This is a genomic window from Pseudomonas sichuanensis (assembly GCF_024749065.1).
GTDB lineage: Bacteria > Pseudomonadota > Gammaproteobacteria > Pseudomonadales > Pseudomonadaceae > Aquipseudomonas > Aquipseudomonas sichuanensis.
Map to the genome: position 1 here is coordinate 629,991 of NZ_CP087185.1, position 22,951 is coordinate 652,941.

18 protein-coding genes and 1 tRNA gene are annotated in these 22,951 nt (G+C 63.7%); 8 read left to right on the forward strand and 11 right to left on the reverse strand.

Annotation, left to right across the window (positions count from 1 at the left end; genetic code table 11):
• Positions 1 to 279 precede the first annotated feature (279 nt).
• The 7 genes from LOY51_RS02915 to LOY51_RS02945 all read right to left on the reverse strand — a co-directional run bounded on the left by LOY51_RS02915 (position 280) and on the right by LOY51_RS02945 (position 7,846).
• Positions 280 to 1,665, reverse strand: coding sequence for a TolC family outer membrane protein (locus LOY51_RS02915; RefSeq protein WP_258644271.1), 1,386 nt, complete (start codon positions 1,663 to 1,665; stop codon positions 280 to 282).
• Positions 1,665 to 3,752, reverse strand: a complete 2,088-nt coding sequence (locus tag LOY51_RS02920) for a peptidase domain-containing ABC transporter (protein WP_258644273.1) — start codon at positions 3,750 to 3,752, stop codon at positions 1,665 to 1,667. The genes LOY51_RS02915 and LOY51_RS02920 overlap by 1 nt, the downstream gene beginning before the upstream one ends.
• 37 nt (positions 3,753 to 3,789) lie before the next feature.
• Positions 3,790 to 4,947, reverse strand: coding sequence for a JmjC domain-containing protein (locus LOY51_RS02925; protein ID WP_258644275.1), 1,158 nt, complete (start codon positions 4,945 to 4,947; stop codon positions 3,790 to 3,792).
• A gap of 752 nt (positions 4,948 to 5,699) precedes the next feature.
• On the reverse strand, positions 5,700 to 5,912 hold the full coding sequence (locus LOY51_RS02930; RefSeq protein ID WP_125857256.1) for a hypothetical protein: 213 nt from the start codon (positions 5,910 to 5,912) through the stop codon (positions 5,700 to 5,702).
• A 51-nt stretch (positions 5,913 to 5,963) separates the two neighbouring features.
• On the reverse strand, positions 5,964 to 6,275 hold the full coding sequence (locus LOY51_RS02935; protein WP_125857257.1) for a hypothetical protein: 312 nt from the start codon (positions 6,273 to 6,275) through the stop codon (positions 5,964 to 5,966).
• Between the two features lie 143 nt (positions 6,276 to 6,418).
• The gene (locus tag LOY51_RS02940) at positions 6,419 to 6,622 is read right to left on the reverse strand and encodes a LuxR C-terminal-related transcriptional regulator (protein ID WP_125857258.1); all 204 of its coding nucleotides are present in this window, start codon (positions 6,620 to 6,622) and stop codon (positions 6,419 to 6,421) included.
• 42 nt (positions 6,623 to 6,664) lie between these two features.
• Positions 6,665 to 7,846 carry an HlyD family secretion protein gene (locus LOY51_RS02945; protein ID WP_258644277.1) on the reverse strand — a complete coding sequence of 394 codons (1,182 nt, stop codon included), beginning with the start codon at positions 7,844 to 7,846 and terminating at the stop codon, positions 6,665 to 6,667.
• A gap of 400 nt (positions 7,847 to 8,246) precedes the next feature.
• Between LOY51_RS02945 and fdnG the strand changes: the two genes are divergently transcribed.
• From fdnG to LOY51_RS02980, 7 genes are all read left to right on the forward strand, one after another.
• Entirely contained in the window at positions 8,247 to 11,315 is a 3,069-nt protein-coding gene (gene fdnG, locus LOY51_RS02950) for a formate dehydrogenase-N subunit alpha (protein WP_258644279.1), read from the forward strand.
• The gene (fdxH, locus tag LOY51_RS02955; protein ID WP_125462412.1) at positions 11,315 to 12,265 is read left to right on the forward strand and encodes a formate dehydrogenase subunit beta; all 951 of its coding nucleotides are present in this window, start codon (positions 11,315 to 11,317) and stop codon (positions 12,263 to 12,265) included. Before fdnG ends, fdxH begins: the two co-directional genes overlap by 1 nt.
• Positions 12,262 to 12,918, forward strand: coding sequence for a formate dehydrogenase subunit gamma (locus LOY51_RS02960; protein WP_258644282.1), 657 nt, complete (start codon positions 12,262 to 12,264; stop codon positions 12,916 to 12,918). The genes fdxH and LOY51_RS02960 overlap by 4 nt, the downstream gene beginning before the upstream one ends.
• A gap of 4 nt (positions 12,919 to 12,922) precedes the next feature.
• Positions 12,923 to 13,849 carry a formate dehydrogenase accessory protein FdhE gene (fdhE, locus tag LOY51_RS02965; RefSeq protein WP_258644284.1) on the forward strand — a complete coding sequence of 309 codons (927 nt, stop codon included), beginning with the start codon at positions 12,923 to 12,925 and terminating at the stop codon, positions 13,847 to 13,849.
• 154 nt (positions 13,850 to 14,003) lie between these two features.
• Positions 14,004 to 15,431: an L-seryl-tRNA(Sec) selenium transferase gene (selA, locus tag LOY51_RS02970; RefSeq protein ID WP_258644285.1), complete on the forward strand. Its 1,428-nt coding sequence runs from the start codon at positions 14,004 to 14,006 to the stop codon at positions 15,429 to 15,431.
• Positions 15,428 to 17,350, forward strand: a complete 1,923-nt coding sequence (gene selB, locus LOY51_RS02975) for a selenocysteine-specific translation elongation factor (RefSeq protein ID WP_258646601.1) — start codon at positions 15,428 to 15,430, stop codon at positions 17,348 to 17,350. Before selA ends, selB begins: the two co-directional genes overlap by 4 nt.
• Positions 17,351 to 17,359: 9 nt before the next feature.
• A tRNA-Sec gene (locus LOY51_RS02980) sits at positions 17,360 to 17,455 on the forward strand.
• 121 nt (positions 17,456 to 17,576) lie between these two features.
• On the opposite strand, the gene LOY51_RS02985 is transcribed toward LOY51_RS02980, so the two are convergent.
• Together LOY51_RS02985 and LOY51_RS02990 are read right to left on the reverse strand one after the other, a co-directional pair.
• The gene (locus tag LOY51_RS02985) at positions 17,577 to 18,569 is read right to left on the reverse strand and encodes an asparaginase (RefSeq protein WP_258644294.1); all 993 of its coding nucleotides are present in this window, start codon (positions 18,567 to 18,569) and stop codon (positions 17,577 to 17,579) included.
• Between the two features lie 149 nt (positions 18,570 to 18,718).
• Positions 18,719 to 20,161, reverse strand: a complete 1,443-nt coding sequence (locus LOY51_RS02990; RefSeq protein WP_125462417.1) for an alanine/glycine:cation symporter family protein — start codon at positions 20,159 to 20,161, stop codon at positions 18,719 to 18,721.
• A gap of 179 nt (positions 20,162 to 20,340) precedes the next feature.
• Here LOY51_RS02990 and LOY51_RS02995 point away from each other — a divergent pair, with 179 nt between their 5' ends.
• On the forward strand, positions 20,341 to 21,144 hold the full coding sequence (locus LOY51_RS02995) for a helix-turn-helix domain-containing protein (RefSeq protein ID WP_110993334.1): 804 nt from the start codon (positions 20,341 to 20,343) through the stop codon (positions 21,142 to 21,144).
• A gap of 148 nt (positions 21,145 to 21,292) precedes the next feature.
• Here LOY51_RS02995 and LOY51_RS03000 read toward each other — a convergent pair whose 3' ends face one another.
• Positions 21,293 to 22,132, reverse strand: a complete 840-nt coding sequence (locus LOY51_RS03000; protein WP_125462419.1) for an alpha/beta hydrolase — start codon at positions 22,130 to 22,132, stop codon at positions 21,293 to 21,295.
• Between the two features lie 9 nt (positions 22,133 to 22,141).
• Positions 22,142 to 22,951 (reverse strand): TSUP family transporter, encoded by an 810-nt coding sequence (locus tag LOY51_RS03005; RefSeq protein ID WP_258644304.1) that lies wholly within the window; start codon positions 22,949 to 22,951, stop codon positions 22,142 to 22,144.

The window sequence follows — 22,951 nt, forward strand, 5'->3', positions numbered from 1 at the left end:
CAGACTCCGCGTCGCCGGCATCGCGGGGCAAGCCCGATCCCACGCCATGCAGACTGCCCGAAAAGCGGTGTCGCCAGCTGAGATTGGCCTGCGGGGACGACACATACCCAGTGGGCAACCGTCTTCTTGTACAGGCCGGGCTGGCCGCTGCCAGACTCCGCGTCGCCGGCATCGCGGGGCAAGCCCGCTCCCACGCCATGCAGACTGCTCGAAATGCAGTTCCATGCACGACAAGGAAGCCTGATTGATGGATGGGTATCTCGGGGATGCGGTGACCCTCTAGTTCACCGCGTAACCTGTGGGAGCGGGTTTACCCGCGAAAGCGCCGGGCGCTTCACCTTCGTTTTCACGGGCAAGCGTTGAGCCAAGCAGCCGGTTGACCTCATGCAGGTCGCTTTCCATCAGGCCGCCCACGGCTGCCTTCAAGCGCAGCTGGGCCTGCAGGGTGTCGTAGCGCGCTCGGGACAGCTGTTGCACGATGTCGGTGAAACGCCCCTGGGCCTCCAGCACGTCGATGCTCACGCGCACCCCCACCCGGTATCCAAGCCGGTTGGCCTCCAACGCCGATCTGGCCGAGATTCTCGCCGCCTCCAGCGCCTGCACCTGGGCCCTGCCATCGAGTACACCCAGCCAGGCCTCACGCACCTGCAACTGCGCGGTGCGCTTGGCTTCCTCGTACTGGGCCTCGCCTTGGGCGCTCAATGCCTGGGCCTGGCGCACCGCCGAGCTGGGGCGCCCACCCGCGTACAGCGGCAGGCTCAGGCGCAGGCTGACACTGGTAAGGTCGCTGCGCGCGGCGCCGATGTTCGGCTGCTGCTGCACCCCTTGGCTTGCCACCAGGTCGAGCGTAGGCAGGTGCTCGGCCTTGCGGCTGCGCACTTCGTTTTGCGCGATGGCCAGGCGCAAGGCTTGCGTCTGGACCTCGTAGGCGTCTTGCTGCGCCGCAGCCAACCAGGCGCCGATATTGGCGGGGTACGGTGGGGCCAGGCTCACGCCCTCGCGCAGGCCCTGCAGGGGGCCGGGGGTTCGGCCGATGATCCGCGCCAGTCCGTGGCGGGCCAGTTCGACCTGGCTGGCGGCCTTGATCGATGCAGCCAGGGCCGCGTCGGCGCTGGCTTGTGCCTCGTGCACGTCGGCAATGCTGACGTTGCCCAGCTCGAAATGCTTGCGGGCGCTGGCCAGTTGCTGGGTATCGGCGGCATGCTGCTGGCGCAGGGCATCCACGCTTGCCTCCGCGCTCAGGATCGCGAAGTAGGCTTCGGCCACGCGCAGCAACAGCGCCTGGCGCGCTTCGTGGTAGCGACTGATGGCCAGGGCGGTCTGTTGGCTGCCCTGCTGGTACTGGACCCAGTTCTGCCAACGGAACAGCGGTTGCACCAGTTGGATGCTGTAGGTCCGGCTCTGGCGGCGATGAGTCATCGCCCCGTTGTCGAGCTGGTACTGGGTGCGGTTCCAGGCGTTCTGCGCCTGCAGGGACAGTTCGGGCAGCAGGCCGGCGCGGGCTTGTACCTTGGCTTCCAGCCCTGCCTGGTGTTCGGCCTTGGCCGCCGACCATTGCTGGTCGTTGAGCAGGGCGCCCTGGTAAATGCTTAGCAGGTCGTCGGCCTGGGTGGGCAGCGCCAGGCACCCCAGCGCCAAGGCGAGCAGGCGTGCGGCAATGGGCATCAGGCAGGCTCCGGCAGGGCTGCGCGCCGCCAGTCTTCGACGATCGCTCCTTTCTCAAGGCGCACCACGCGGCTGGCCAGGGCAATGGTTTCCTGGCGATGGGCGATGCTGACGCGGGTCATGCGCATTTGCTGCATGGCTTTTGCCACGCATTGCTCACTGTGCAGGTCCAGGTGGCTGGTGGCTTCGTCCAGGGCCAGGATCTTCGGTTGCTTGTACAGCGCCCGAGCCAGCAGCAAGCGTTGTCGCTGGCCGCCGGACAGGCCGCTGCCCATCTCCGCCACCAGGGTCTGGTAGCCCATGGGCATCTGACTGATCGTGTCGTGGATATGGGCATGCCGCGCCGCCGTTTCGATCCCGCCCTGGTCGGCGTGAGGATCGAAGCAGGCGATGTTCTCGGCGAGGGAGCCGGCCAGCAGATGGTCATCCTGCATCACCGAACCCACCAGGCCGCGCAGCCCCTCGACTCCCATTTGGCGCACAGGTATATCGCCGATCCGTATTTCGCCTTCAGCGGGTTGCAGCAGGCCGAGCATCAGTTTGAACAGCGTGGACTTGCCGCAGCCCGATGCGCCGACGATCGCCAGCGAGTCGCCGGCAGCAATGGTCAGGGACAGGTTACGCAGGATCCAGGGCTCCCCTTCGGCATAGCGGAAGGAAACATCCCGGAACTCCAGGCAGGGCTCGATGCGCTGCATGTCGGTTTCCAGCTGCGTCATCGGCTCGGTGGGTTCCAGAGCGATATCCGCCAGGCGCTCGGCATGCAACGACAGCATCCTGATCTCGACCCCCAGGTCGATCAATTTGCTGGCGCGCCCGGTGAACTGGCTCTTGTAGGCCAGGAAGGCGAGCAACATGCCCAGCGACAGCCCGCCCTCCAGCACCGCCAGGCCGCCGATATACAACAGCAACATGCCTTCAATGCCGAAGATCAGGGTATTGAGGCTGGCGAATGCCAACAGCATCTTCTGGGTGGCGACGTCGCGATTCTGCACATCGGCCAGCAGGTTCTGCCAGGTGGCCAGGCGCGCCGAGGTCATGTTGAACAGCTTCAGTGGCATGACCGTGCGGATGGTTTCGAGGAAGTACGAGTTCTCCCGGGCGGCCAGCACGATTCGCTCCTCCGAGGCATTGCGCAAGGGGTGGTAGAACGCCAGGCGCAGGGCCGCGTACAGCAGCACCGCCACCCCGACGATGCCGGTCAGCGTGGTGCTGTACAACAGCATCATGCCCAAGGTAATGAAGGTGACCAGGGCATCCAGCACCACGGTGATGGCGCCATTGGTGAAGACCGTGCGAATGGCCGCCAGCGACTGGAAACGTGCGGTGATGTCCCCCAGCTGGCGCTTTTCGAAGAACGGCCAGGGCAGGCGCAACAGGTGGTTGAAGAGGTTGCCTGACCATTGCAGGGCCAGTTGCTGGTTGAGGCGCAGGTTCATCCAGCCCCGGGCCATGCGCAGGGCGAAGTCGATCAGCATCAGCAGGCAGCCCCCTATCACGGCCAGGAGCAACAATTGGCGGTCGGCGGAAACCAGGGCGCCGTCGACCACCCACTGCGTGACTTGGGGCGAGAGCAGGGCCACCACCTCCAGCGCCAGGGCCAGCACCAGGATGTTGCCCAGCGCACGCTTGAGCCCCTGTACCCGGCCGGTCAACGCCCTCAGCCGCAGGCGCGGCTTGTGCTGGGCGGGCACGAACTCGGCGTTGGGCGAAAGCTCCAGGGCCACCCCGGTAAAGTGCCGAGAGGCTTCTTCCAACGTGATCATCTGGCGGCCCCGGGCGGGGTCGAGAATCACCAGGCGGCCGGCCTTGAACGCCTCCAGCACCACGAAATGGTTCAGGTTCCAGTGCAGGATGCAGGGGGTGCGCAGCTGGCGGATTTCCTCGAGTTCAAGGCGCAATGGCCGGCAGGTGAACGCCAGCTGCTGAGCGTGGCGGATCAGTTGCGCCAGGCTGGTGCCTTTACTTGAAACGGCAAAGCGCCGGCGCAGGGTCGCCAGGTCCAGATGCAGGCCATGGGTGGCGGCGATCATCACCAGACAGGCCAGGCCGCACTCCTGGCTTTCGGCCTGCAGGGTCACGCGCATGGTCTGAATATCCTGACTGGAGAGGGCAGCCTGCTGCTCATGGGCGGCTCAACTCCAGGATGTCCTGACAGCACAGGTCGTGAATCAGGGTTCGAAGTTTGCTGGGGGGCATATCGGCCAGGACAGCGATCAGTTGGTCCAGACGGACTCCCGGCTGGTCATCAATGCAGCGCACCACGCGCAACGCCGATTCATCCAGGGTGATTCGAGAACCATTGGCGATCAGGTGACCCTGAGCGATCGACGCGGTGCGGTTGGCGGCAAGTCGTAACTGGGCATCATCTGGTAAAGGTGCCATGGCGGGGTTGCCGAAGAGATCTATGGCCAGTGGCGTATCGATACGTTGGGCCGCGTCAAAAGCCTCCATGAACTGTTGGTAGTGATCAGCATCGGTGAGGCGTTCGGCCAGATGGGCGGCGAGTGACGACAGGTTGTCGCGGTCGTGCTCGAAGCTGCTCATCGACTGGCGCGCTGCCAGTAGCTCCGGGAGCTTTTGCGTTGTCCAGTGCAAGTAGTCCAGGGTGTGGGCAGGGAAGGTGCCGACGGAAAGATGGAAGGTTTCTTCCTCGAAGGGCAGCGGGTTGTGCCACCAGCCTCGCGGCAGGTAAAGGATGTCGCCTGGCTCGAGGACAAGATCCATGCAGGGTTCGGTTGGGCAGGGATAGTCATGCTCCAGGTCTTTGCTCTGCTGCATGAACAATGGCTCGGCGAAACTTGGCGGGTAGATGAGCCAGCGTTTGCGACCGATCAATTGGATGGCGAATATGTCCCGGGTGTCCCAGTGGGTCTGGAAGGATGCCTGGCGGCCGAAGGCGGCATACACGCTGCTGACGGTTTGTCGGCCTGTGAAGTGCGCCACCTGGCGGGCCAGGGCGTGGATCTTGGGTTCGTTGACGAGCTTGTTGGCGATCAGGGTTGCGCCATTCTTGAGACGCTCATAGACCGCCGACTTGATCAGTCGGTGCCTGACCATGCCGACGTCATAGAAGGTTTCGATGTACTCCTGCTTGGGGACCAGGCCGTTGTGGAGGATCTTGAAGTCGTCTGTATCAATAGACGCTCGCTCGATGATCTCATTGGCGTCGGGCCAGGAAAAAGATAGCGGTGTGCTAATGGCGTTACTGATTACAAGTGGCGATTTACCTTGGTGAAGGCGAGTGAAGTCGTGCTTCGTGATTTTGAAGTCAATGATCATGGTTGTCGGTATGAAAGATATCTTGAGGCCGGTGTTTGGAGTGTTAATTATGTGTGGTCTAGTTTTCCAGGCACAGGTGATTTATCAACTGATGCGACCATCTGTTGGAGAGGTAAGCTGATAGGATGGTTGAAGGGAATACTAATAGGAAAATATCAAGCGACTTTGATGTTCGCCAGCCGGATATCAAAAGCAGTGCCTTGATGATTAGTACGCCGGCCAGCATTAAGAGTGATGATGAGAAAAACTGTACGGCGCCAACACAAGTCATATTTGGTTTCTCTGAGTAAGGATGGATTTTATGTTCATCAGGGGGACGTTACTCAACGGTTGTAGTTGGCTCCGGAAGTATCCAGCCCACGCCTTATCACTTCACCAATCATTCCCCAATAAAAACTAATTTTTCCAACCGTTATGAAAGCTGTGGCATTGGAATAGACTCCAGTAGGTTCGCCAATGATTAGATTGGACGGATTGCTCGGGAGAGAATGTATTTCTGCTTTGTGAGGTTGAAGTTATTTGAGGTTTCTGTTGTTAGTTTGTCAGTCCGAGCAGGGAACCTAACGCCTGTGAATAAGTGGTTGTGATGTGAGCAGCAATTATGGCGGGCGCTCCGGTGAGCAATGAAAATTCTAGAGGTTCTGGAATTCTTGGTTTAAAAATTAGAAGAAGTATTTTTATTAGGGTGCAACTGATCAGTGCTACGCCTACTGTAAGGCTGAGCCTGATTGCTTCAAGGGGCTCCATGTCTATCACTCGATTATGCCTAAGGCGATGGCCAGTGTGCGTGACAATTTATCGGCGATGTGGAGCGCTGTTAATGTGGAGAAGGTGATGGCGAACGGAAGATATAATGGGTCTGATATGTCTTTCTTGAAATAAAAAAGTATGTGCTTTGTTGCAAGCACGATTGTCAGGCTTGCGCCTATTGTGAGTGCAAATTTTAATGCATCTAAGGCATCCATATTTTAATTGTCCATAGCTGATGGCGCGCATTGGAAGTGTGGTTTTAACGGCTATCGGTTGTAGTTAGTCCCGGCGGCATTCATCCAATTACTCATCATTCCGCCTGCCATTCCGCCATAAAAACTGGCCTGTGTGCCTGCGATAGCTCCGGCTGCAACGGCTTGCGCACCCGCAGGGCCTGCGATGAAGCCGCTGATGGCACCTGCCGCTACAGTCGTTGCGAAACCATTCATTGAGCCTTCACCTGTCATGCTTTGGTACCCGATGTAGCCGGCCCCGGCGATGGCTGCATTGACAACAGCTCCGGGGATACCGTACCCGCCTGCGATCAGCTCGAGTTCTTCGATTAGTAAATCCTTCATAGCGTGTCTCCTGAAATATGGGGTAGTAGGTAGTTGTTTACCTTCGGTTGAATCGCTTGGTGTAAATCTAATTTGAGTCTAAAGCTTTATGTTTGGCTTTCAGAACGGGTAGCGCTGTAATGCTGCACTCGTTTGATGCGCCTTCATATCCGACAGGTGTCGTGGTGGCCTGATAAATGCGCTGCCATCAATGTCGAGCGAGAGTGCGTGCAGTGTTTTCGAAGCAGCGATGACACATGGTCGCGTACCGTGTAATCGCTGATATGTAAATCAATTGCGATCTGCTTGTTGGTCTTGCCGAGCAACAGCAGCCGCAGTACTTCTGACTCACGTGGTGTCAAATTCATCGTTTCCCCGTAATAGTTGGGCATCGCCCTTGTTGAAAATGCTTAATCCCGTAATCGCCCCGTTACCGAATACAAAGGCTCCAACGCCCATTCATACAGCCGCCGTCGGTCCTGGATGACATCCGCCTCCAGCAACATGCCCGCTTGTAATGGCTGCTCATGCCCAAAGACCCTGATGCTGTTCGCGTCGAGCGCCACCGTGACCCCATAGAACAGTTCAGGTGGCCCGCCCTGGCCTTGCAGCGACGAGGCGATATGGGACGGCAGCTCCTGAACGGCATAGGGGCTTTGGGTGATACTCACCACTCGGCCCCGAGCCATGCCGAACTTCTGGTACGGATAGGCGGCATAGCGCATCAACACTGGCTGCCCTGGCTCGATGAAACCGGCCTGACGGGACGCTGCATACAAATGAGCGTTCAAGTTCGAACCCTCCGGCAGCAAGCTGGCGAGCACCGTGCCCGCGCTGACTTGCTGGCCGACTTGTACGTTCAAGCCGGTAACCGTCCCGGCATGGGGCGCCACGATCCTTGTTTCGCTACGTGCTCCGTTTTCCGCCTGCTCTTGCTTGATCTGAGCCATGGCCCCGTCCACGTCACTCGTCTCGTCGCGGTGGCGCAAACCTGCTTCCTGCTGCTGGGCCAGTAGCCCAGTGCGTTCGCGCTCTAGGCCGGCACGTGCACGTTGGGTAGCCTGCAGTTGGCCTTGCAGGGCCAATAACTCGCTCTCGGCGGTCTGCAATTGGGCAGCGGCAATGAACCCGGCCGCTGCCAGTTGCTGTTGGCGTGCAAAGTGGGCATGCGCCAGTTCCACCCGGCGTTTCAGAAGGCGGTGTTCTTCGCTGAACTGACGAAGCTCGCTGGCGATGGTGGTGAGGCGGCTGTCGAGCATCCGCTGTTGCCCCGACAAGCGTTCATCCGCCAGGGCCTGGCGCCTCTCGAGTATTACCTGGCGCTTTTGCAGTTGCTCGGCAATCAATGCCTGCGTGTCACCCAGCCCTGATTGACGTTCACCCGAGATCACTACCAGCACATCACCTTTGTCGACGCGTTGCCCCTCTGTGGCCAGCACCTCGCTGAGGATCCCGGTGCCGGGCGCGCTCAGGCGCAACATACCCTGCTCGGGCATCAACAGGCCGTGCAAGGTGGCCTTGCGTGTGTAGCTGCCGAAGTAGGCGAACGCCGAGATCATGACGATTAGAAGACCGGCCAGCAGGGCTATCAACCAATAGCTCAGGGGCTGATCGACAAGGACCTTGCCGAGTTGTTGTGCCCGCGATGCGCAAACGGCTTCGGGTCGATACAGGGGCTGGGTGGGTAATGGCGCAGAGGGCATTGGCTGGCGAAATCTTGGGCGTGTGGGGTTGGCAGAAGGAAAGTAGCGGCTCCGCCTGCGAGTCGATGCCGTCCATCACGCCCTGGCAGGTAGGAATGCTCCCGCTGATCCGTGGCCCCGGGAGAGTGCGGCATGAACCCGGCACTCACTCCAATCATGACCCAGGTCATCCCCCTTCCCGAATTCTTGACTAGTCTTAACCGTTGGCGGCCTATGTGTGCCGCCACCGTGAAGTCCCTGAGGCGCCGGCCATGTCCCGCGCGCCCGAGAACCTGATCAGGAGTGCACGATGGACCTCAACCGTCGGCAATTCTTCAAGGTCGCCGCCGTCGGCCTTGGAGGCTCGAGCCTTGCGGCGTTGGGCATGGCCCCAACCCCCGCATTTGCCGAGCAGGTGCGCCACTTCAAGCTGGCGCACACCAAAGAAACCCGTAACACCTGCCCCTACTGCTCGGTCGGCTGCGGCCTGATCATGTACAGCCAGGGCGATGCGGGCAAAAACGTCAAACAGAGCATCATCCACATCGAGGGCGACGCGGACCATCCGGTCAACCGCGGCACCCTGTGCCCCAAAGGCGCGGGCCTGCTGGACTTTATCCACAGCCCGAGCCGCCTCAAGTACCCCGAGATCCGCAAGCCGGGCAGCAAGGAATGGACCCGCATCGAGTGGGACGAAGCCCTCGACCGCATCGCCGACCTGATGAAAAAGGACCGCGATGCCAACTTCATCGAGAAGAACGCCCAGGGCCAGACGGTCAACCGTTGGCTCACCACGGGCTTCCTTGCCGCGTCCGCCGCTTCCAGCGAAGCGGGCTACCTGACGCACAAGGTGATCCGTTCGACCGGCATGCTGGGGTTCGATAACCAGGCGCGTGTCTGACACGGCCCGACGGTGGCAAGTCTTGCCCCGACGTACGGCCGTGGCGCGATGACCAATCACTGGTCTGACATCGCCAACGCAAACCTGGTCCTGGTGATGGGCGGCAATGCCGCTGAAGCGCACCCGTGCGGCTTCAAGTGGGTGACCGAAGCCAAGGCGCACAACAAGGCGCGGCTGATCGTGGTCGACCCGCGGTTCACCCGTACCGCTTCGGTAGCCGATTACTACGCACCGATTCGCACCGGCAGCGACATCGCCTTCATGGGCGGGCTGATCAACTACCTGCTGAGCAACGACAAGATCCAGCACGAGTACGTGCGCAACTACACCGACGTGTCGTTCATCGTCAAAGAAAGCTATGGCTTCGAGGACGGGCTGTTCAGCGGCTATGACGCGGCCAAGCGCGTGTACGCCGACAAGTCCGGCTGGGGCTACGAGCTGGGCGAGGATGGCTTTGCCAAGGTCGACCCGACCTTGCAGCACCCGCGTTGCGTCTACCAGCTGATGAAGCAGCACTACAGCCGCTACACGCCGGAGCTGGCGAGCATGACCTGCGGCATGCCCCAGGACCAGATGATGAAAGTCTGGGAAGAGATCGCCACCTGCTCGGTGCCGGGCAAGACCATGACGATCCTCTACGCCCTGGGCTGGACCCAGCACTCCATCGGCGCGCAGATCATCCGCAGTGCGGCCATGGTGCAGTTGCTGCTGGGCAACGTCGGCATGCCGGGTGGCGGGGTCAACGCCCTGCGCGGGCACTCCAACATCCAGGGCCTGACCGACCTGGGCCTGCTGTCGAACTCGCTGCCGGGTTACCTCACCCTGGCTGGCGATGCCGAGCAGGACTACGCCAGCTACATCGACAAGCGCGCCTCCAAACCGCTGCGCCCCGGGCAGTTGTCGTACTGGCAGAACTACGGCAAGTTCCACGTCAGCCTGATGAAGGCCTGGTACGGCGCCAACGCCACCGCCGAAAACAACTGGGGCTACGACTGGCTGCCCAAGCTCGACGTGCCGGCCTACGACGTGCTGCGCATGTTCGAGATGATGGGCCAGGGCAAGGTCAACGGCTACATGTGCCAGGGCTTCAACCCGATTGCCGCGCTGCCGGACAAGAACCGCGTCACCGCCGCGCTGGCCAAGCTCAAGTGGCTGGTGATCATGGACCCGCTGGCCACCGAAACCTCCGAGTTCTGGCGTAACGCCGGCCCGTTCAACGACGTCGACACGGCCAACATCCAAACCGAGGTGATTCGCCTGCCCACCACCTGCTTCGCCGAGGAAGACGGCTCGCTGGTCAACAGCAGCCGCTGGCTGCAGTGGCACTGGAAGGGCGCCGACGGCCCGGGCGAAACCCGCACCGACGTGCACATCATGAGCGAACTGTTCCTGCGCCTGCGCAAGCGTTACCAGGCCGAGGGCGGCGCTTACCCCGACGCGATGCTCAACATCAGCTGGCCCTACAAGGTCCCTGAAGAGCCATCCCCCGAGGAGCTGGCCAAGGAGATGAACGGCTGGGCGGTCAGCGACCTCACCGACGCCAGCGGCGCCACGCTCAAGGCCGGGCAACAGCTGGCCGGCTTCGCCCAGATGAAGGACGACGGCAGCACGGCGTCCGGGTGCTGGATCTTCGCCGGCAGCTGGACCGAGCAGGGCAACCAGATGGCCCGCCGCGACAACAGCGACCCGTACGGCATGCACCAGGTGCAGAACTGGGCCTGGGCCTGGCCGGCCAACCGTCGCATCCTCTACAACCGCGCCTCCAGCGACCCGCAAGGCAAGCCGTGGGACCCGGAGAAAAAACGCCTGGTGTGGTGGAACGGCAAGGCCTGGACCGGCACCGACGTGCCGGACTTCAAGGTCGACTCGCCGCCGGAAGCGGGGATGAACCCGTTCATCATGAACCCCGAGGGCGTGGCCCGGTTCTTCGCCATCGACAAGATGGCCGAGGGGCCGTTCCCCGAGCACTACGAGCCGTTCGAGACGCCGATCGGGATCAACCCGCTGCACCCGCAGAACAAGAAGGCCACCAGCAATCCGGCCGGGCGCATCTTCGATTCGGTGTGGGACACCCTCGGCACCCACGACGAGTTCCCTTACGCGGCAACCACCTACCGGCTGACCGAGCACTTCCACTTCTGGAGCAAGCATTGCCGGCTCAACGCCATCGCCCAGCCCGAGCAGTTCGTCGAAATCGGCGAGGTGCTGGCCAACGAGAAAGGCATCAAGGCCGGCGACCGGGTGCGGGTGTCGAGCAAGCGCGGGCATATCGACGCGGTGGCGGTGGTGACCAAGCGGATTCGCCCGCTGCAGGTCAACAACCAGACCGTGCACCAGATCGGCATCCCGCTGCACTGGGGCTTCACCGGCAGCACGCGGCACGGCTACCTGACCAACACCCTGGTGCCGTTCCTCGGTGATGGCAACACCCAGACGCCGGAGTCCAAGTCGTTCCTCGTCAAAGTGGAGAAACTCTGATGGCCAGCCAAGACATCATTGCCCGCTCCGCCACCACCACCGTGCCGCCCTCGGTACGCCAGCAGCAGGAAGTCGCCAAGCTGATCGACACCACCAAGTGCATCGGCTGCAAGGCCTGCCAGGTGGCGTGCTCGGAGTGGAACGAACTGCGTGACGAGGTGGGCCACAACCACGGCACCTACGACAACCCCCAGGACCTGTCCGCCGAAACCTGGACCCTGATGCGCTTCACCGAGCACGAGCGCGACGATGGCAACCTGGAGTGGCTGATCCGCAAGGATGGCTGCATGCACTGCGCCGACCCCGGTTGCCTGAAGGCCTGCCCGAGCCCGGGGGCGATCATCAAGCATGCCAACGGCATCGTCGACTTCAACCAGGACCACTGCATCGGCTGCGGTTACTGCATCACCGGCTGCCCGTTCAACATCCCGCGCATCTCGCAGAAGGACCACAAGGCGTACAAGTGCACCCTGTGTTCCGACCGCGTCAGCGTGGGCCTGGAGCCGGCCTGCGTGAAGACCTGCCCCACCGGGGCGATCGTCTTCGGCAGCAAGGAAGAGATGAAGGTGCATGCCGACGAGCGCATCGTCGATCTGAAATCGCGAGGCTTTGAGAACGCCGGGCTGTACGACCCGGATGGCGTCGGCGGCACCCACGTGATGTATGTGCTGCACCATGCCGACACGCCACGGATCTACGCTGGCCTGCCGGATCAGCCGGTGATCAGCCCGCTGGTGGGGCTGTGGAAAGGCTTCACCAAGCCGCTGGCGCTGCTGGCCATGGGCGCAGCGGTGCTGGCCGGGTTCTTCCACTACGTGCGCGTCGGGCCGCAGCGGGTCGAGGAGGACGAACACCCGGCGCCTGTGGATAACACGGTCCATCAGGTGGATCCGGCGGTGCATGTCTATGATCCGAACCGCCCGGGCGGGCAGGGGGAGCAGCGGCCATGAACGACGACAAACCGATCCTGCGCTACAACGCCAACGAACGCAGCAACCACTGGGTGGTGGCGATCCTGTTCGTGCTGGCCGGCCTGTCGGGGCTGGCGCTGTTCCACCCGGCGCTGTTCTGGCTCAGCCACCTGTTCGGCGGCGGCCCCTGGACGCGGATCCTGCACCCGTTCATCGGCGTGGCGATGTTCGTGTTCTTCCTCGGGCTGGTACTGCGCTTCTGGCGCGCCAACTTCATCACCGCCAACGACCGCCTGTGGCTGCGCCGCGTCGACCGTGTGATGCTCAACCAGGAAGAGGGCGTACCGCCGGTGGGCAAGTACAACGCCGGGCAGAAGCTGCTGTTCTGGACCCTGCTGGCCTGCATGCTGGTGCTGCTGGTCAGCGGCGTGGTGATCTGGCGGGCGTACTTCAGCCACTGGTTCGGCATCGACGTCATACGCCTGTCGGCGCTGTTGCATGCCCTGGCGGCGTTCGTGCTGATCCTCAGCATCATCGTGCATATCTATGCCGGGATCTGGATCAAGGGCTCGATCGGCGCCATGCTGCATGGCTGGGTCAGCCGCGCCTGGGCACGCAAGCACCATGAACTCTGGTACCGCGATGTGACCGGCGACAAGACGCCGAGCAATCACGGCCGTAAGGAAGGATGACCGTTTGAGCACGATTCTCGAACCCGGGCAGATCGAAGCGTCGGCAGTGATGCCGCCGTTTCTGCACCTGCCCCCCGCCAACCTGTTCGAACTGCGGGCCGCGCGGTTGCAGTACCTGGCCGAGGGCAATGCCTTGGGTGAGTACCTGCAATGGGTTGCGCAGCTTTGTCGGATCCAGCAGCTGCTTGTGGATAACCCGCCCGGCGCCTTGCCGGTGGCCGCAGAGCGCCAGCGCCTGTGCATAAGCCATGGCTTGCCGCCGCTGGCGGCCGACAGCCTGGTGCGCGAAGGGCCGTGGTTGCCGTGGTTGCAGGCGCTGCTCGAGCATTTCAAGGTCGACGCCGAGGGCCCCTTGGCCGATGCGTTGCAAACCCTGCGCGACGCGGACGACAGCCAGCGCAAAGGCTGGGGCATCGCCTTGCTGGGTGGCCAGTACGATGGGCTGCCGGCGGCGCTGGTGCCCTTCATCGGCGCCGCGTTGCAGGCGGCCTGGTCGAGCTGGTTGCTGGCGCTGCCCGAACCCGAGCTCAAGCCCGCTGGCAGCCTGGCGCAATGCCCGGCTTGCGGTTCGCCAGCCATGGCCGGGGTGGTGCGTAACCGCGGCAAGCACAACGGCCTGCGCTACCTGGCCTGCTCGCTGTGTGCCTGCGAATGGCATGTGGTGCGGGTCAAATGCGTGTATTGCGAGTCGAGCAAGGACTTGCGCTACAGCCACTTCGAAGACGACCGCTACGCAGCAGGCAAGGCGCCGCTGCGCGCCGAATGTTGCCCGGGGTGCCAGAGCTATTTGAAGCAGAGCTATCTGGAGAACGACGCCGCCGCCGAAGCGCTGGCCGACGACCTGGCGAGCCTGGCGCTGGACATCCGCCTGGAGGAGGAGGGGTTCCATCGCCTGGCGCCGAACCTGCTGTTGGCGCCGGGTGGGGAGTGAGTGTCTACACTGCAGTACCGAGCCGCCCTTTTCGCGGGTAAACCCGCTCCCACAGGAATTGCGCTGGCATCATGGCCGGTGCCGTACCTGTGGGAGCGGGTTTACCCGCGAATGGGCCAGAAAGGACAACGGATCAGTTCAAGGTAGTACCTGAATGTCTTCAACCCTCGCCAGCTCCACCCCACGCCTGCCCTCCATCGACACCCTGCTGCGCCACCCAGCCTGCGCCCCACTGATCGACCGCCACGGCCGCGACGCTACGCTGGCCACCCTGCGCCAACTGCTCGACGACCTGCGCGAGCCAGCTCGTCTCGGCCAACTGAATGCCACCGAACTGACCGCCGAAGTCCTCCTGGGCCGCGCCGGCGAGCGCCTGGCCATCCAGCAACGCAGCCAGGTCCGCCGGGTGTTCAACCTCACCGGCACGGTTCTGCACACCAACCTGGGCCGGGCATTGCTGCCCGAAGAAGCCATCGAGGCGATGCAGACTGCCGCCCGTTACCCACTCAACCTCGAGTTCGACCTGGCCACCGGCAAGCGCGGCGACCGCGACGACCTGATCGAAGGCCTGATCCGCGAGCTGACCGGCGCTGAAGCCGTCACCGTGGTCAACAACAATGCCGCCGCCGTGCTGTTGGCGCTCAACAGCCTGGGCGCGCGCAAGGAAGGCATCATCTCCCGCGGCGAGCTGATCGAGATCGGCGGCGCCTTCCGCATCCCCGACATCATGGCCCGCGCCGGCGTGAAGCTGCACGAGATCGGCACCACCAACCGCACCCATGCCCGCGACTACGAAGGCGCGATCAACCCGCGCACCGGGCTGCTGATGCGCGTGCACTGCAGCAACTACAGCATTCAGGGTTTCACCACCCAGGTGCCTACCGCCGAGCTGGCACGCATTGCCCACCAACACCAGTTGCCGTTGCTCGAAGACCTGGGCAGCGGCAGCCTGCTCGACCTCACCCGCTGGGGCCTGCCGGCCGAACCGACGGTGCGCCAGGCCCTGGCCGACGGCGCCGATATCGTCACCTTCAGCGGCGACAAGCTGCTCGGTGGCCCACAGGCCGGGATCATCGTCGGGCGCAAGGACCTGATCGCGAAGATCAAGAAAAACCCGCTCAAGCGCGCCCTGCGTGTGGACAAGATCACCCTCGCCGCGCTGGAAGCGGTGCTGGCGCTGTACCGCAACCTCGACCGCCTGGCCGAACGCCTGCCGAGCTTGCGCCTGCTGACCCGCAGCCAGGCTGAAATCCAGGCCCAGGCACTGCGCCTGGCCCCTGACCTCCGGTCCCACCTGGGTGAACAATGGGCCGTTACCGTGGAGCCGGCACTAGGCATGATCGGCAGCGGCAGCCAGCCCGTGGCGCGCCTGCCCAGTGCCGCCCTGTGCCTGCGCCCGCAGGTGTCGAAGAAGCTGCGGGGCCGCAGCCTGCACGTGCTGGAGCGGGCCCTGCGCGATTTGCCGGTGCCGGTGCTCGGCCGCATCGACGACGATGCCCTGTGGCTCGACCTGCGCCAGCTCGATGACGAGGCCCAGTGGCTGACGCAACTGCCGGCGCTGCAACTGGGGCCGGTACAGTGATCGTCGGCACCGCCGGGCATATCGACCATGGCAAGACCGCGCTGCTGCAAGCCCTGACCGGCCAGGCCGGCGACACCCGCCAGGAAGAGCGCGCGCGGGGCATGACCATCGACCTCGGCTACCGCTACGCGGCGCTGGCCGAGGGGGCGCCGCTGACCGGCTTCATCGATGTGCCCGGGCACGAGCGCTTTATCCACAACATGCTGGCCGGCGCCCACGGCATCGACCTGGTGCTGCTGGTGGTGGCCGCCGACGACGGCGTCATGCCGCAGACCCGCGAGCACCTGGCGATCATCGAGTTGCTGGGCATTGCCCAGGCGTTGGTGGCGATCAGCAAGTGCGACCGGGTCGAGCCGGCGCGGCTGCTCGAGGTGCAGGCGCAGGTTGCCGAACTGCTGGCGCCCGGGCCCTATGCGGGGGCGTTGCAGTTCCCGGTTTCGAGCTTGAGCGGCGAAGGGGTCGAGGCGCTGCGCGAGGCATTGCTCGTCGCTGAACGACAGGTTCATCGGCGCAGTGCGCGCGGGGGCTTTCGGCTGGCCGTGGACCGCGTCTTTGCCGTGTCCGGCGCGGGCATCGTGGTCACGGGCACGGCGTTGGCCGGGCAGGTCAGCGCCGGTGACACACTGCTGCTTGGCAAGGCCGGCAAACCGGTGCGGGTGCGCGGATTGCACGCACAGAACCAGGCTGCGCTGATAGCCGAAGCCGGGCAGCGGGTAGCGCTGAACATCACTGGCGAACGCCTGGCGATCGAGCAGGTGCATCGTGGCGATTGGTTGCTGCCCGAGTGGCTGCATGCGCCCAGTGTGCGGGTCGATATCGAACTGACCTTGCTGGCCTCGGAAACCCGCACCTTCGAACATTTCAGTGCGGTGCACGTGCACCTCGGCACCCAGGACGTGACGGCCCGGGTGGCGCTGCTGGAAGGTGAAAAGCTGGGCGCCGGCGAGCGCATGTTCGCCCAGTTGCTGCTCAATGCACCCTTGCAGGCGGTGCACGGCGATCGCCTGGTGCTGCGCGACCAGCGCGCCCAACGCACGCTGGGTGGCGGCCGGGTGCTCGACCCATTCGCCCCGAGCCGGCAACGCCGCAGTGAGGTGCGTTTGCGCCAGTTGCAGGTGCTGCGTGATGCCATCGAGCTGGAGCAGGCCTTGCCTGCGCTGCTCGAAACCGCCCCCGCAGGGCTCGACCCGCAGCGCCTGGAGCGCCAGTTCAACCGCCGGCGTGAAACCTGGCAGCTGCCAGACCACGTGGTGGTGATCGCCACGCGCCAGGGCCAGCTGTTGTTTGCCCGTGAGCAATGGCAGGCACTCAAGCAACAGCTGCTGGCGCGCCTGGCGCAGTTCCATGAGCAGGAGCCCGACCAGCTCGGCCCCGACCGTGACCGGCTCCGCCGCTTCTGCGCCTTGCCGCTGGAGCGCCCGGCGTTCGTCAGCTTGCTGGATGAGCTGCTCGGTGACGGCGCGATCGGCAGCAGTGGGCCCTGGCTGCACTTGCCGGATCACAAGGTTCAATTGAGCGAGGCCGATGCGGCCTTGTGGGCGCGTTTGCAACCGCGCCTGCTGGCGGGCGACTACGATCCACCGTGGGTCAGGACCCTGGCCGGGGAACTGCAACGCGAAGAGGCCGAAGTGCGGCTGTTGCTGCGCAAGTTGGCAAGGCTGGGCGTGGTGCACCAGGTGGTGCGTGACCTGTTCTACCCGCAGGACACGCTAAGGCGCATGGCAGAGCTGCTGTTGCAGCTGGCGGCGGGATCGCCGATAGTACAGGTCGCCGCGTTTCGCGACAGCTTGGGCATCGGTCGCAAGCGCAGTGTGCAGATACTCGAATACTTCGACCGCATCGGCCTGACCCGCAGGGTCGGCGACCAGCGTCACATTCGTACCGACAGTGCCCTGGCCCAGCAGCAGGCCGAGCACTGAACGATCCAAGGAAGGCAATCGCGCCCGGTGGCGCGGCCGGGCTTCAAACCCGGTTGGGGACGGCATCCGTTCCCGGGCAGGTTCGACTCCCGCTGCCTTCCGCCATTCATTCTGTTGGGGCTGCTTTGCAGCCCTTTCGCGACACAAGGCCGCTCCTACAGGGAAACGCAATTCCCCTGTAGGAGCGGCCTTGTGTCGCGAAAGGGGCGCAAAGCGCCCCCAGCATTCAGTTGGCGCGCTCCCCGCACAGGTCCAGCGCAAACCAGTGCTCAGCCGCATCGGCATCCAGCCCCGCCCCCAGCAGCGCAAACAACTTGCCCAGGGCCGCCTCACGGGTCATGCCACCGCCACTCACCAGCCCGGTATCGCGCAGGCGGCTACCGGCGGCGTAGGTATCGAACACCACCGAACCTTCCGGGCACTGGCTGATGGCGACGATCATCACGCCGCCCTGGCGGGCGTCATGCAGCACGTCGAGCAGCGCCTGGTCGTCGGACGGCCCGGTGCCGCTGCCATAGCACTCCAGCACCAGCCCCTGCACGCCACTGTCGAACAGGCCGCGCAAGTGCTCGGCGGCAAGGCCCGGGAACACCGGCATCACCGCCAGCTTGACCGGCTGGCGCTTCTGGCGGTAGTCCAGGCGAGTCGGTAGTTCCGGAGCACGCGGGCCCTCACGGTGGCGGGGCAGGGCAGTGAAGGCGTCGAACGCCTCGCTACGCAGCTTCGACGCACGGCAGCCATGCAGCAGCTGGCCGTGGAAGTACAGCTGCACGCCGTCTTCCAGGCCGCTTTCGAACAGGCGCAGGGCGCCGATCAGGTTGGCCCAGGCATCGCTGTCCGGCGCGCCGGCCGGCAGCATCGAGCCGGTCAGCAGCACCGGCACCGGCAGGCCCAGCAGCAGGAACGACAGGGCCGCGGCGCTGTAGGCCAGGGTATCGGTGCCGTGCAGTACCAGCACGCCGTCGTGGCCCTGCTGCTCGACCGCCTCGACGATGGCGTCGCGCATTGCCAGCCAGTTGGCCTGCTGCATGTTGGCGCTGTCGATCAGCGGGTTCAGTTCACGCAGGGTCCAGGGTAACTGGGGGGCATCGGCGCAAGCGGCAAAGTGCTCGCGCATGCGTGCGTCGAAGCCGCCGGCTGGCGCCAGGCCTTCGGCGGACTGCAACATGCCGATGGTGCCACCGGTGTAGAGGACGAGGAGATTCTTGACTGCACGCATTGGAGCATTCCGTAGCGATGTCAGGCCCTGTCGCGGCGTATGCCCGGGGCAGCGCGATCCCCAGTGGGAGCCGGCTTGCCGACGAGGGGCCTGAAGACGAAGAAAGAGTCAGCCGCCCACGGACGGGGCGGCTGGGGCAGGGGAGAATATCAGCGCTGGGTTTGCGCTTGGGCAGCGCGATTGTCAGCGGCTGTTTCAGCCTGCGGATTGGCCGGCCAGGCGGCACGGTCCAGGTCCAGATCGGTGAACTTGCTCGAGTCGAACACCGGCTGCTTGATGCCAGCCTTGCGCTGCTCGTCGTAGTCGCGCATCACCCGCAGGCCGACCTTGAACAGCAGGGCCAGGGCCACCAGGTTGACGAACGCCAGGCAGGTCATGGTGATGTCGGCGAAGGCGAACACGGTCGACAGGTCCTGCATCGAACCCCAGACCACCAGTGCCAGCACCAGGCCGCGGAAGGTCATCAGCACAACGCGGTTGCGGGTCAGGAACTGCAGGCTGTTCTCGCCCAGGTAGTAGTTGTAGAGGATGCAGGTGAACACGAACAGCGACAGTGCGACGCTGACGAAGATGCGGCCCCAGTCACCCACCACGGCGGCCAGCGAGTTCTGGGTCAGGACGATGCCGTCACCTTCGAAGCCAGGGGTGTAGAAGCCCGACAGCAGGATCAGCAGCGCGGTGCAGGTGCAGATCACGAAGGTGTCGAGGAACACGCTGAAGGCCTGGACCACGCCCTGGGCGCCAGGGTGTTTCACCGCGGCCACGGCGGCGACGTTCGGCGCACTGCCCAGGCCCGCTTCGTTGGCGAACACGCCACGCTTCACGCCCATGACGATGGCGCTGCCGAGCAGGCCGGCGAACGCAGGGTCAAGGCCGAAGGCGCTCTTGAAGATGGTTTCCAGCATGGCCGGTACGTGTTCGATCTGGGTGCCGATCACGTACAGGGTCACGCCGATGTAGGCCAGGGTCTTGATCGGTACCAGCAGGTCGGACACCGCGGCGATGCGCTTGATGCCACCGATGAAGGTGATGGCCAGCAGCACGGCCAGGACGATACCGGTCTGACGAGGGTCGAAGGCAAAGGCGTTCTGCAGCGAGTGGGTCACGGTGTACGACTGCAGGCCGATGAAGGCAAAGCCGTAGGTGACCAGCAGCAGGATCGAGAACACGATCGCCATGCTCTTGAGCTTCAGGCCGTGCTGGATGTAGTACGCCGGGCCGCCGCGGTACAGGCCGTCGCCGTCGGCGCGCTTGTAGACCTGGGCCAGGGTGCATTCGAAGAAGCTGCTGGACATGCCCACCAGTGCGGTGACCCACATCCAGAACACGGCGCCTGGGCCGCCGAGGGTCACGGCGATACCGACACCGGCGATGTTACCGGCGCCGACGCGGCCGGCCAGGCTCAGCATCAGGGCCTGGAACGAGCTCAGCTGGCCTGCCTGGCCACGCAGGGATTCCTTGAACACACTGAACATGTGGCCGAAGTGGCGGAACTGCACGAACCGCGAGCGGATGGTGAAGTAGCTGCCGAGACCGACGATCAGCACGATGAGGAGCTTCCCCGAAAGGAAATCGTTGAGTGCTTCGAGCATTTTGAAATGACCTCGATTCTTATTGTTCGTGTGGAAAATCTGCGGACGGCAGGCGCACCGCGATTGATTGGGGCGCAGGGTGGGTCATGACAACTGCGGTTACAATTTCGCGGGTTGCTCTGTTTTGGTGCGACTTGATGCTAGAATTGCATCACTCGCATCATCTGGACCCCGGTATCATGGGCGATCACTTCGCTGACAACCTTAAATTGGCCTGTAGCCACTACCGCTCTATCTCGGAGGTTTGCCGGCAGCTGTCGATCAACCGCGGGCAGTTCAACAAGTACCTGAGCGGGCAAAGCCGGCCGACGCCGTACAACCTCAAACGGATTGGTGACTTCTTCGGCGTCGAGGATTACGAGCTGGGTTTGCCGCCCGAACAGTTCGCCCGCCTGATCGGCGCGCGCAACCCGGCCGCGCAGCAGAACAACCCGATCAGTGAGCTGTTCAAGCCGCTCAACGACCATGTCGTCAACCTGTCGCGCTACTGCGGTTACTACTTCGAATACTCCAATTGCATGTCGGTGCCAGGCTTGATCCTGGTGTCGCTGGTGCATCTGCGCGAAGAACGTGAGCGCTACCTGTTCGAGCGCCAGGAGCGCCAGGAGCGCAGCAGCGCCACCGACCCCCACGCCGAGGTGCGCTGCCGCTACCTGGGGGCGGCGTTCCAGTTGCAGGATCGCCTGTTCCTGGTGGACTACGAGTCGCTGACCTTGAACGAGATGAGCCAGACCATCCTCATCCCCAGCTTCAAGAGCCGCATCACACGCCTCAATGGCCTGAAAACCGGCGTGTCCAGCGGCGACCGGCGTAACCCGGCGTGCACCCGCGTGGTCTGGGAGTACCTGGGCGAGGAGATCAACCGGATCAACGCCTTCCGTCAGGTGCGCCTGTATCGCCCGGATGACCCGCGCATCGACGACGATATCCGCGACCGGCTGAGCGCGGGTTCCATCAGCAACGGCCTGTTCGAGATCGAGTGATAGGTTAAGCGCGATCCTGTAGGAGCGGCCTTGTGCCGCGAACGGGTCGCGAAGCGGCCCCAGATTTTCAGCTACGCAATACAAATTGCCGGGGCTGCTGTGCAGCCCTTTCGCGGCACAAGGCCGCTCCTACAGGCGTCAGGCGAGTTCAGTCCAGGATGAACGCCCCCACCGCCTGCGCCACCTGATCCGCCACCTCCGGCCGGTCACGCAGGTGGGCGGCAATGCCATGGTCGCAGTCGGTGAGCATCAGGCACTCCACATGCGGCGCCGGCACAGAGCGCAGCAGGCTGTGGGTAACTTCCTCGGGGATCGGGCTGTAACGCTCGACACCCGCCATTCGCCGGACCCCCGCCGACGTCCCGGCCCCCTGGCCGTGCACCCGCGAGTTGAGCCCGTCGTATTCGCCGATCACCAGCAGCACGCGGCCCTGGAACTGGCGCAGAAAGGCATAGCTGTCGCAGTCGAGAAACGCGAAAGGCTTGCGGATCGCCGCCGTGAACGCCGGGCCGAAGGGCGCGCTGTGGGCGGCGTCGGGGTACACCGCCGGGCAGATCAGCACCAGCTTGCGCACATTCGGGCGCTGCGCCGCCAGCTTGAGGGCGATGGCGCCGCCCAGGCTGTGGCCGATCAGGGTGTCGCTACGGCTGTCCAGATGCTGGTGGAAGCGCAAGGCTTCCTGCAGGTTGCTGGCCAGCGAGGCATCCTTTGCCCCCGGTTCGCTGGCCAGGCTATGGCCGGACAGGTTGCCGGTCAGCGAGCCGATGCCCTGCTGCTGCAGGCGGTACAGCAGCGGGTTGAGCCGAGTGAAGTCCGAACGGGCGCCGCCGACCACGAACACCGGTGGCGCCCGTTCGCTGTCCGGCAACAGCAGGCGGGCCTGCTGGCGATAACCGTCGAAGGCTTCGTCAATGAAGCGCTCGGCGCCGGGGGCGGGTTCGTTGTACTGCCAGAGAGCGCGTTGCGCGGTGGTTACCCCGAGGTCCATCTCTTGCTCCTATGAAAACTGACTGCTTACCCATTCGCCGAGCGGGTTGTCAGCACTGGCCAGCAGTTTTAGCGCCATGATGCAGCAGACGCTGACCAGCAGCGGCCTGATCAGCCGGGGCCCAAAACGCACGGCGCAGCGGGCGCCCAGTTGTGCGCCGGTAAAGGCTGCACCAGCCATCGTCAGTGCCAGTGGCCAGATGATCGCGCCACCAAGGGCGAACACTGATAACGCACCCAGATTACACGCAGCGTTCAGCAGTTTGCTGGTGCACACCGCGCGCATCAAGTGCTGCCCGAGCAGGAGCACACAAGCAAGCATGAAAAACGAACCAACCCCAGGGCCGAATACGCCGTCATAGAAGCCAATCAACGGCGCCACGCCCAGGCAGAACAGGCGTAGCGACACTTTCGCCTTGCGCTCCTGCTCTCGCGGTTTGGGGCTGAAGGCAAACCAGGCAGCGACCAAAATCAGCAGAACAGGCACGCAGGCCTGCAGCAGGTCATGGGGAATCAAACTGATTGATAGCGCGCCCAGGGCGCCGCCAATGAATGCCATAAGCGCCATGGGCAGGCCGCCGTGCCAGTCGATCATGCCTTTGCGGGCAAAGGCTACGGTCGCAGAAACGGTCGCCGAAGTGGCTTGGAACTTATTGGTTGCGATGGCCGCCAGGGGGTCGATACCGGCGATGAACAACACAGGTAAGGTCAACAGGCCACCACCACCGGCAATCGCGTCGAAAAAACCGGCCAGCAATGCGACAGCGGCCAGCAGAAGCAGCATTTCAATATTTATCGCTTGCGTGAAATTTTCCAGCAT

Coding starts and splice junctions, on each gene's coding strand:
- LOY51_RS02985 (WP_258644294.1), bottom strand. CDS start 18,569: ATGCGTGCAGTCAAGAATCTCCTCGTCCTCTACACCGGTGGCACCATC.
- LOY51_RS02915 (WP_258644271.1), bottom strand. CDS start 1,665: ATGCCCATTGCCGCACGCCTGCTCGCCTTGGCGCTGGGGTGCCTGGCG.
- fdxH (WP_125462412.1), top strand. CDS start 11,315: ATGGCCAGCCAAGACATCATTGCCCGCTCCGCCACCACCACCGTGCCG.
- LOY51_RS02990 (WP_125462417.1), bottom strand. CDS start 20,161: ATGCTCGAAGCACTCAACGATTTCCTTTCGGGGAAGCTCCTCATCGTG.
- LOY51_RS02995 (WP_110993334.1), top strand. CDS start 20,341: ATGGGCGATCACTTCGCTGACAACCTTAAATTGGCCTGTAGCCACTAC.
- LOY51_RS02960 (WP_258644282.1), top strand. CDS start 12,262: ATGAACGACGACAAACCGATCCTGCGCTACAACGCCAACGAACGCAGC.
- LOY51_RS02930 (WP_125857256.1), bottom strand. CDS start 5,912: ATGGATGCCTTAGATGCATTAAAATTTGCACTCACAATAGGCGCAAGC.
- LOY51_RS02935 (WP_125857257.1), bottom strand. CDS start 6,275: ATGAAGGATTTACTAATCGAAGAACTCGAGCTGATCGCAGGCGGGTAC.
- LOY51_RS03005 (WP_258644304.1), bottom strand. CDS start 22,951: ATGCTGGAAAATTTCACGCAAGCGATAAATATTGAAATGCTGCTTCTG.
- LOY51_RS02925 (WP_258644275.1), bottom strand. CDS start 4,947: ATGATCATTGACTTCAAAATCACGAAGCACGACTTCACTCGCCTTCAC.
- LOY51_RS02920 (WP_258644273.1), bottom strand. CDS start 3,752: ATGCGCGTGACCCTGCAGGCCGAAAGCCAGGAGTGCGGCCTGGCCTGT.
- selA (WP_258644285.1), top strand. CDS start 14,004: ATGTCTTCAACCCTCGCCAGCTCCACCCCACGCCTGCCCTCCATCGAC.
- LOY51_RS02940 (WP_125857258.1), bottom strand. CDS start 6,622: ATGAATTTGACACCACGTGAGTCAGAAGTACTGCGGCTGCTGTTGCTC.
- LOY51_RS03000 (WP_125462419.1), bottom strand. CDS start 22,132: ATGGACCTCGGGGTAACCACCGCGCAACGCGCTCTCTGGCAGTACAAC.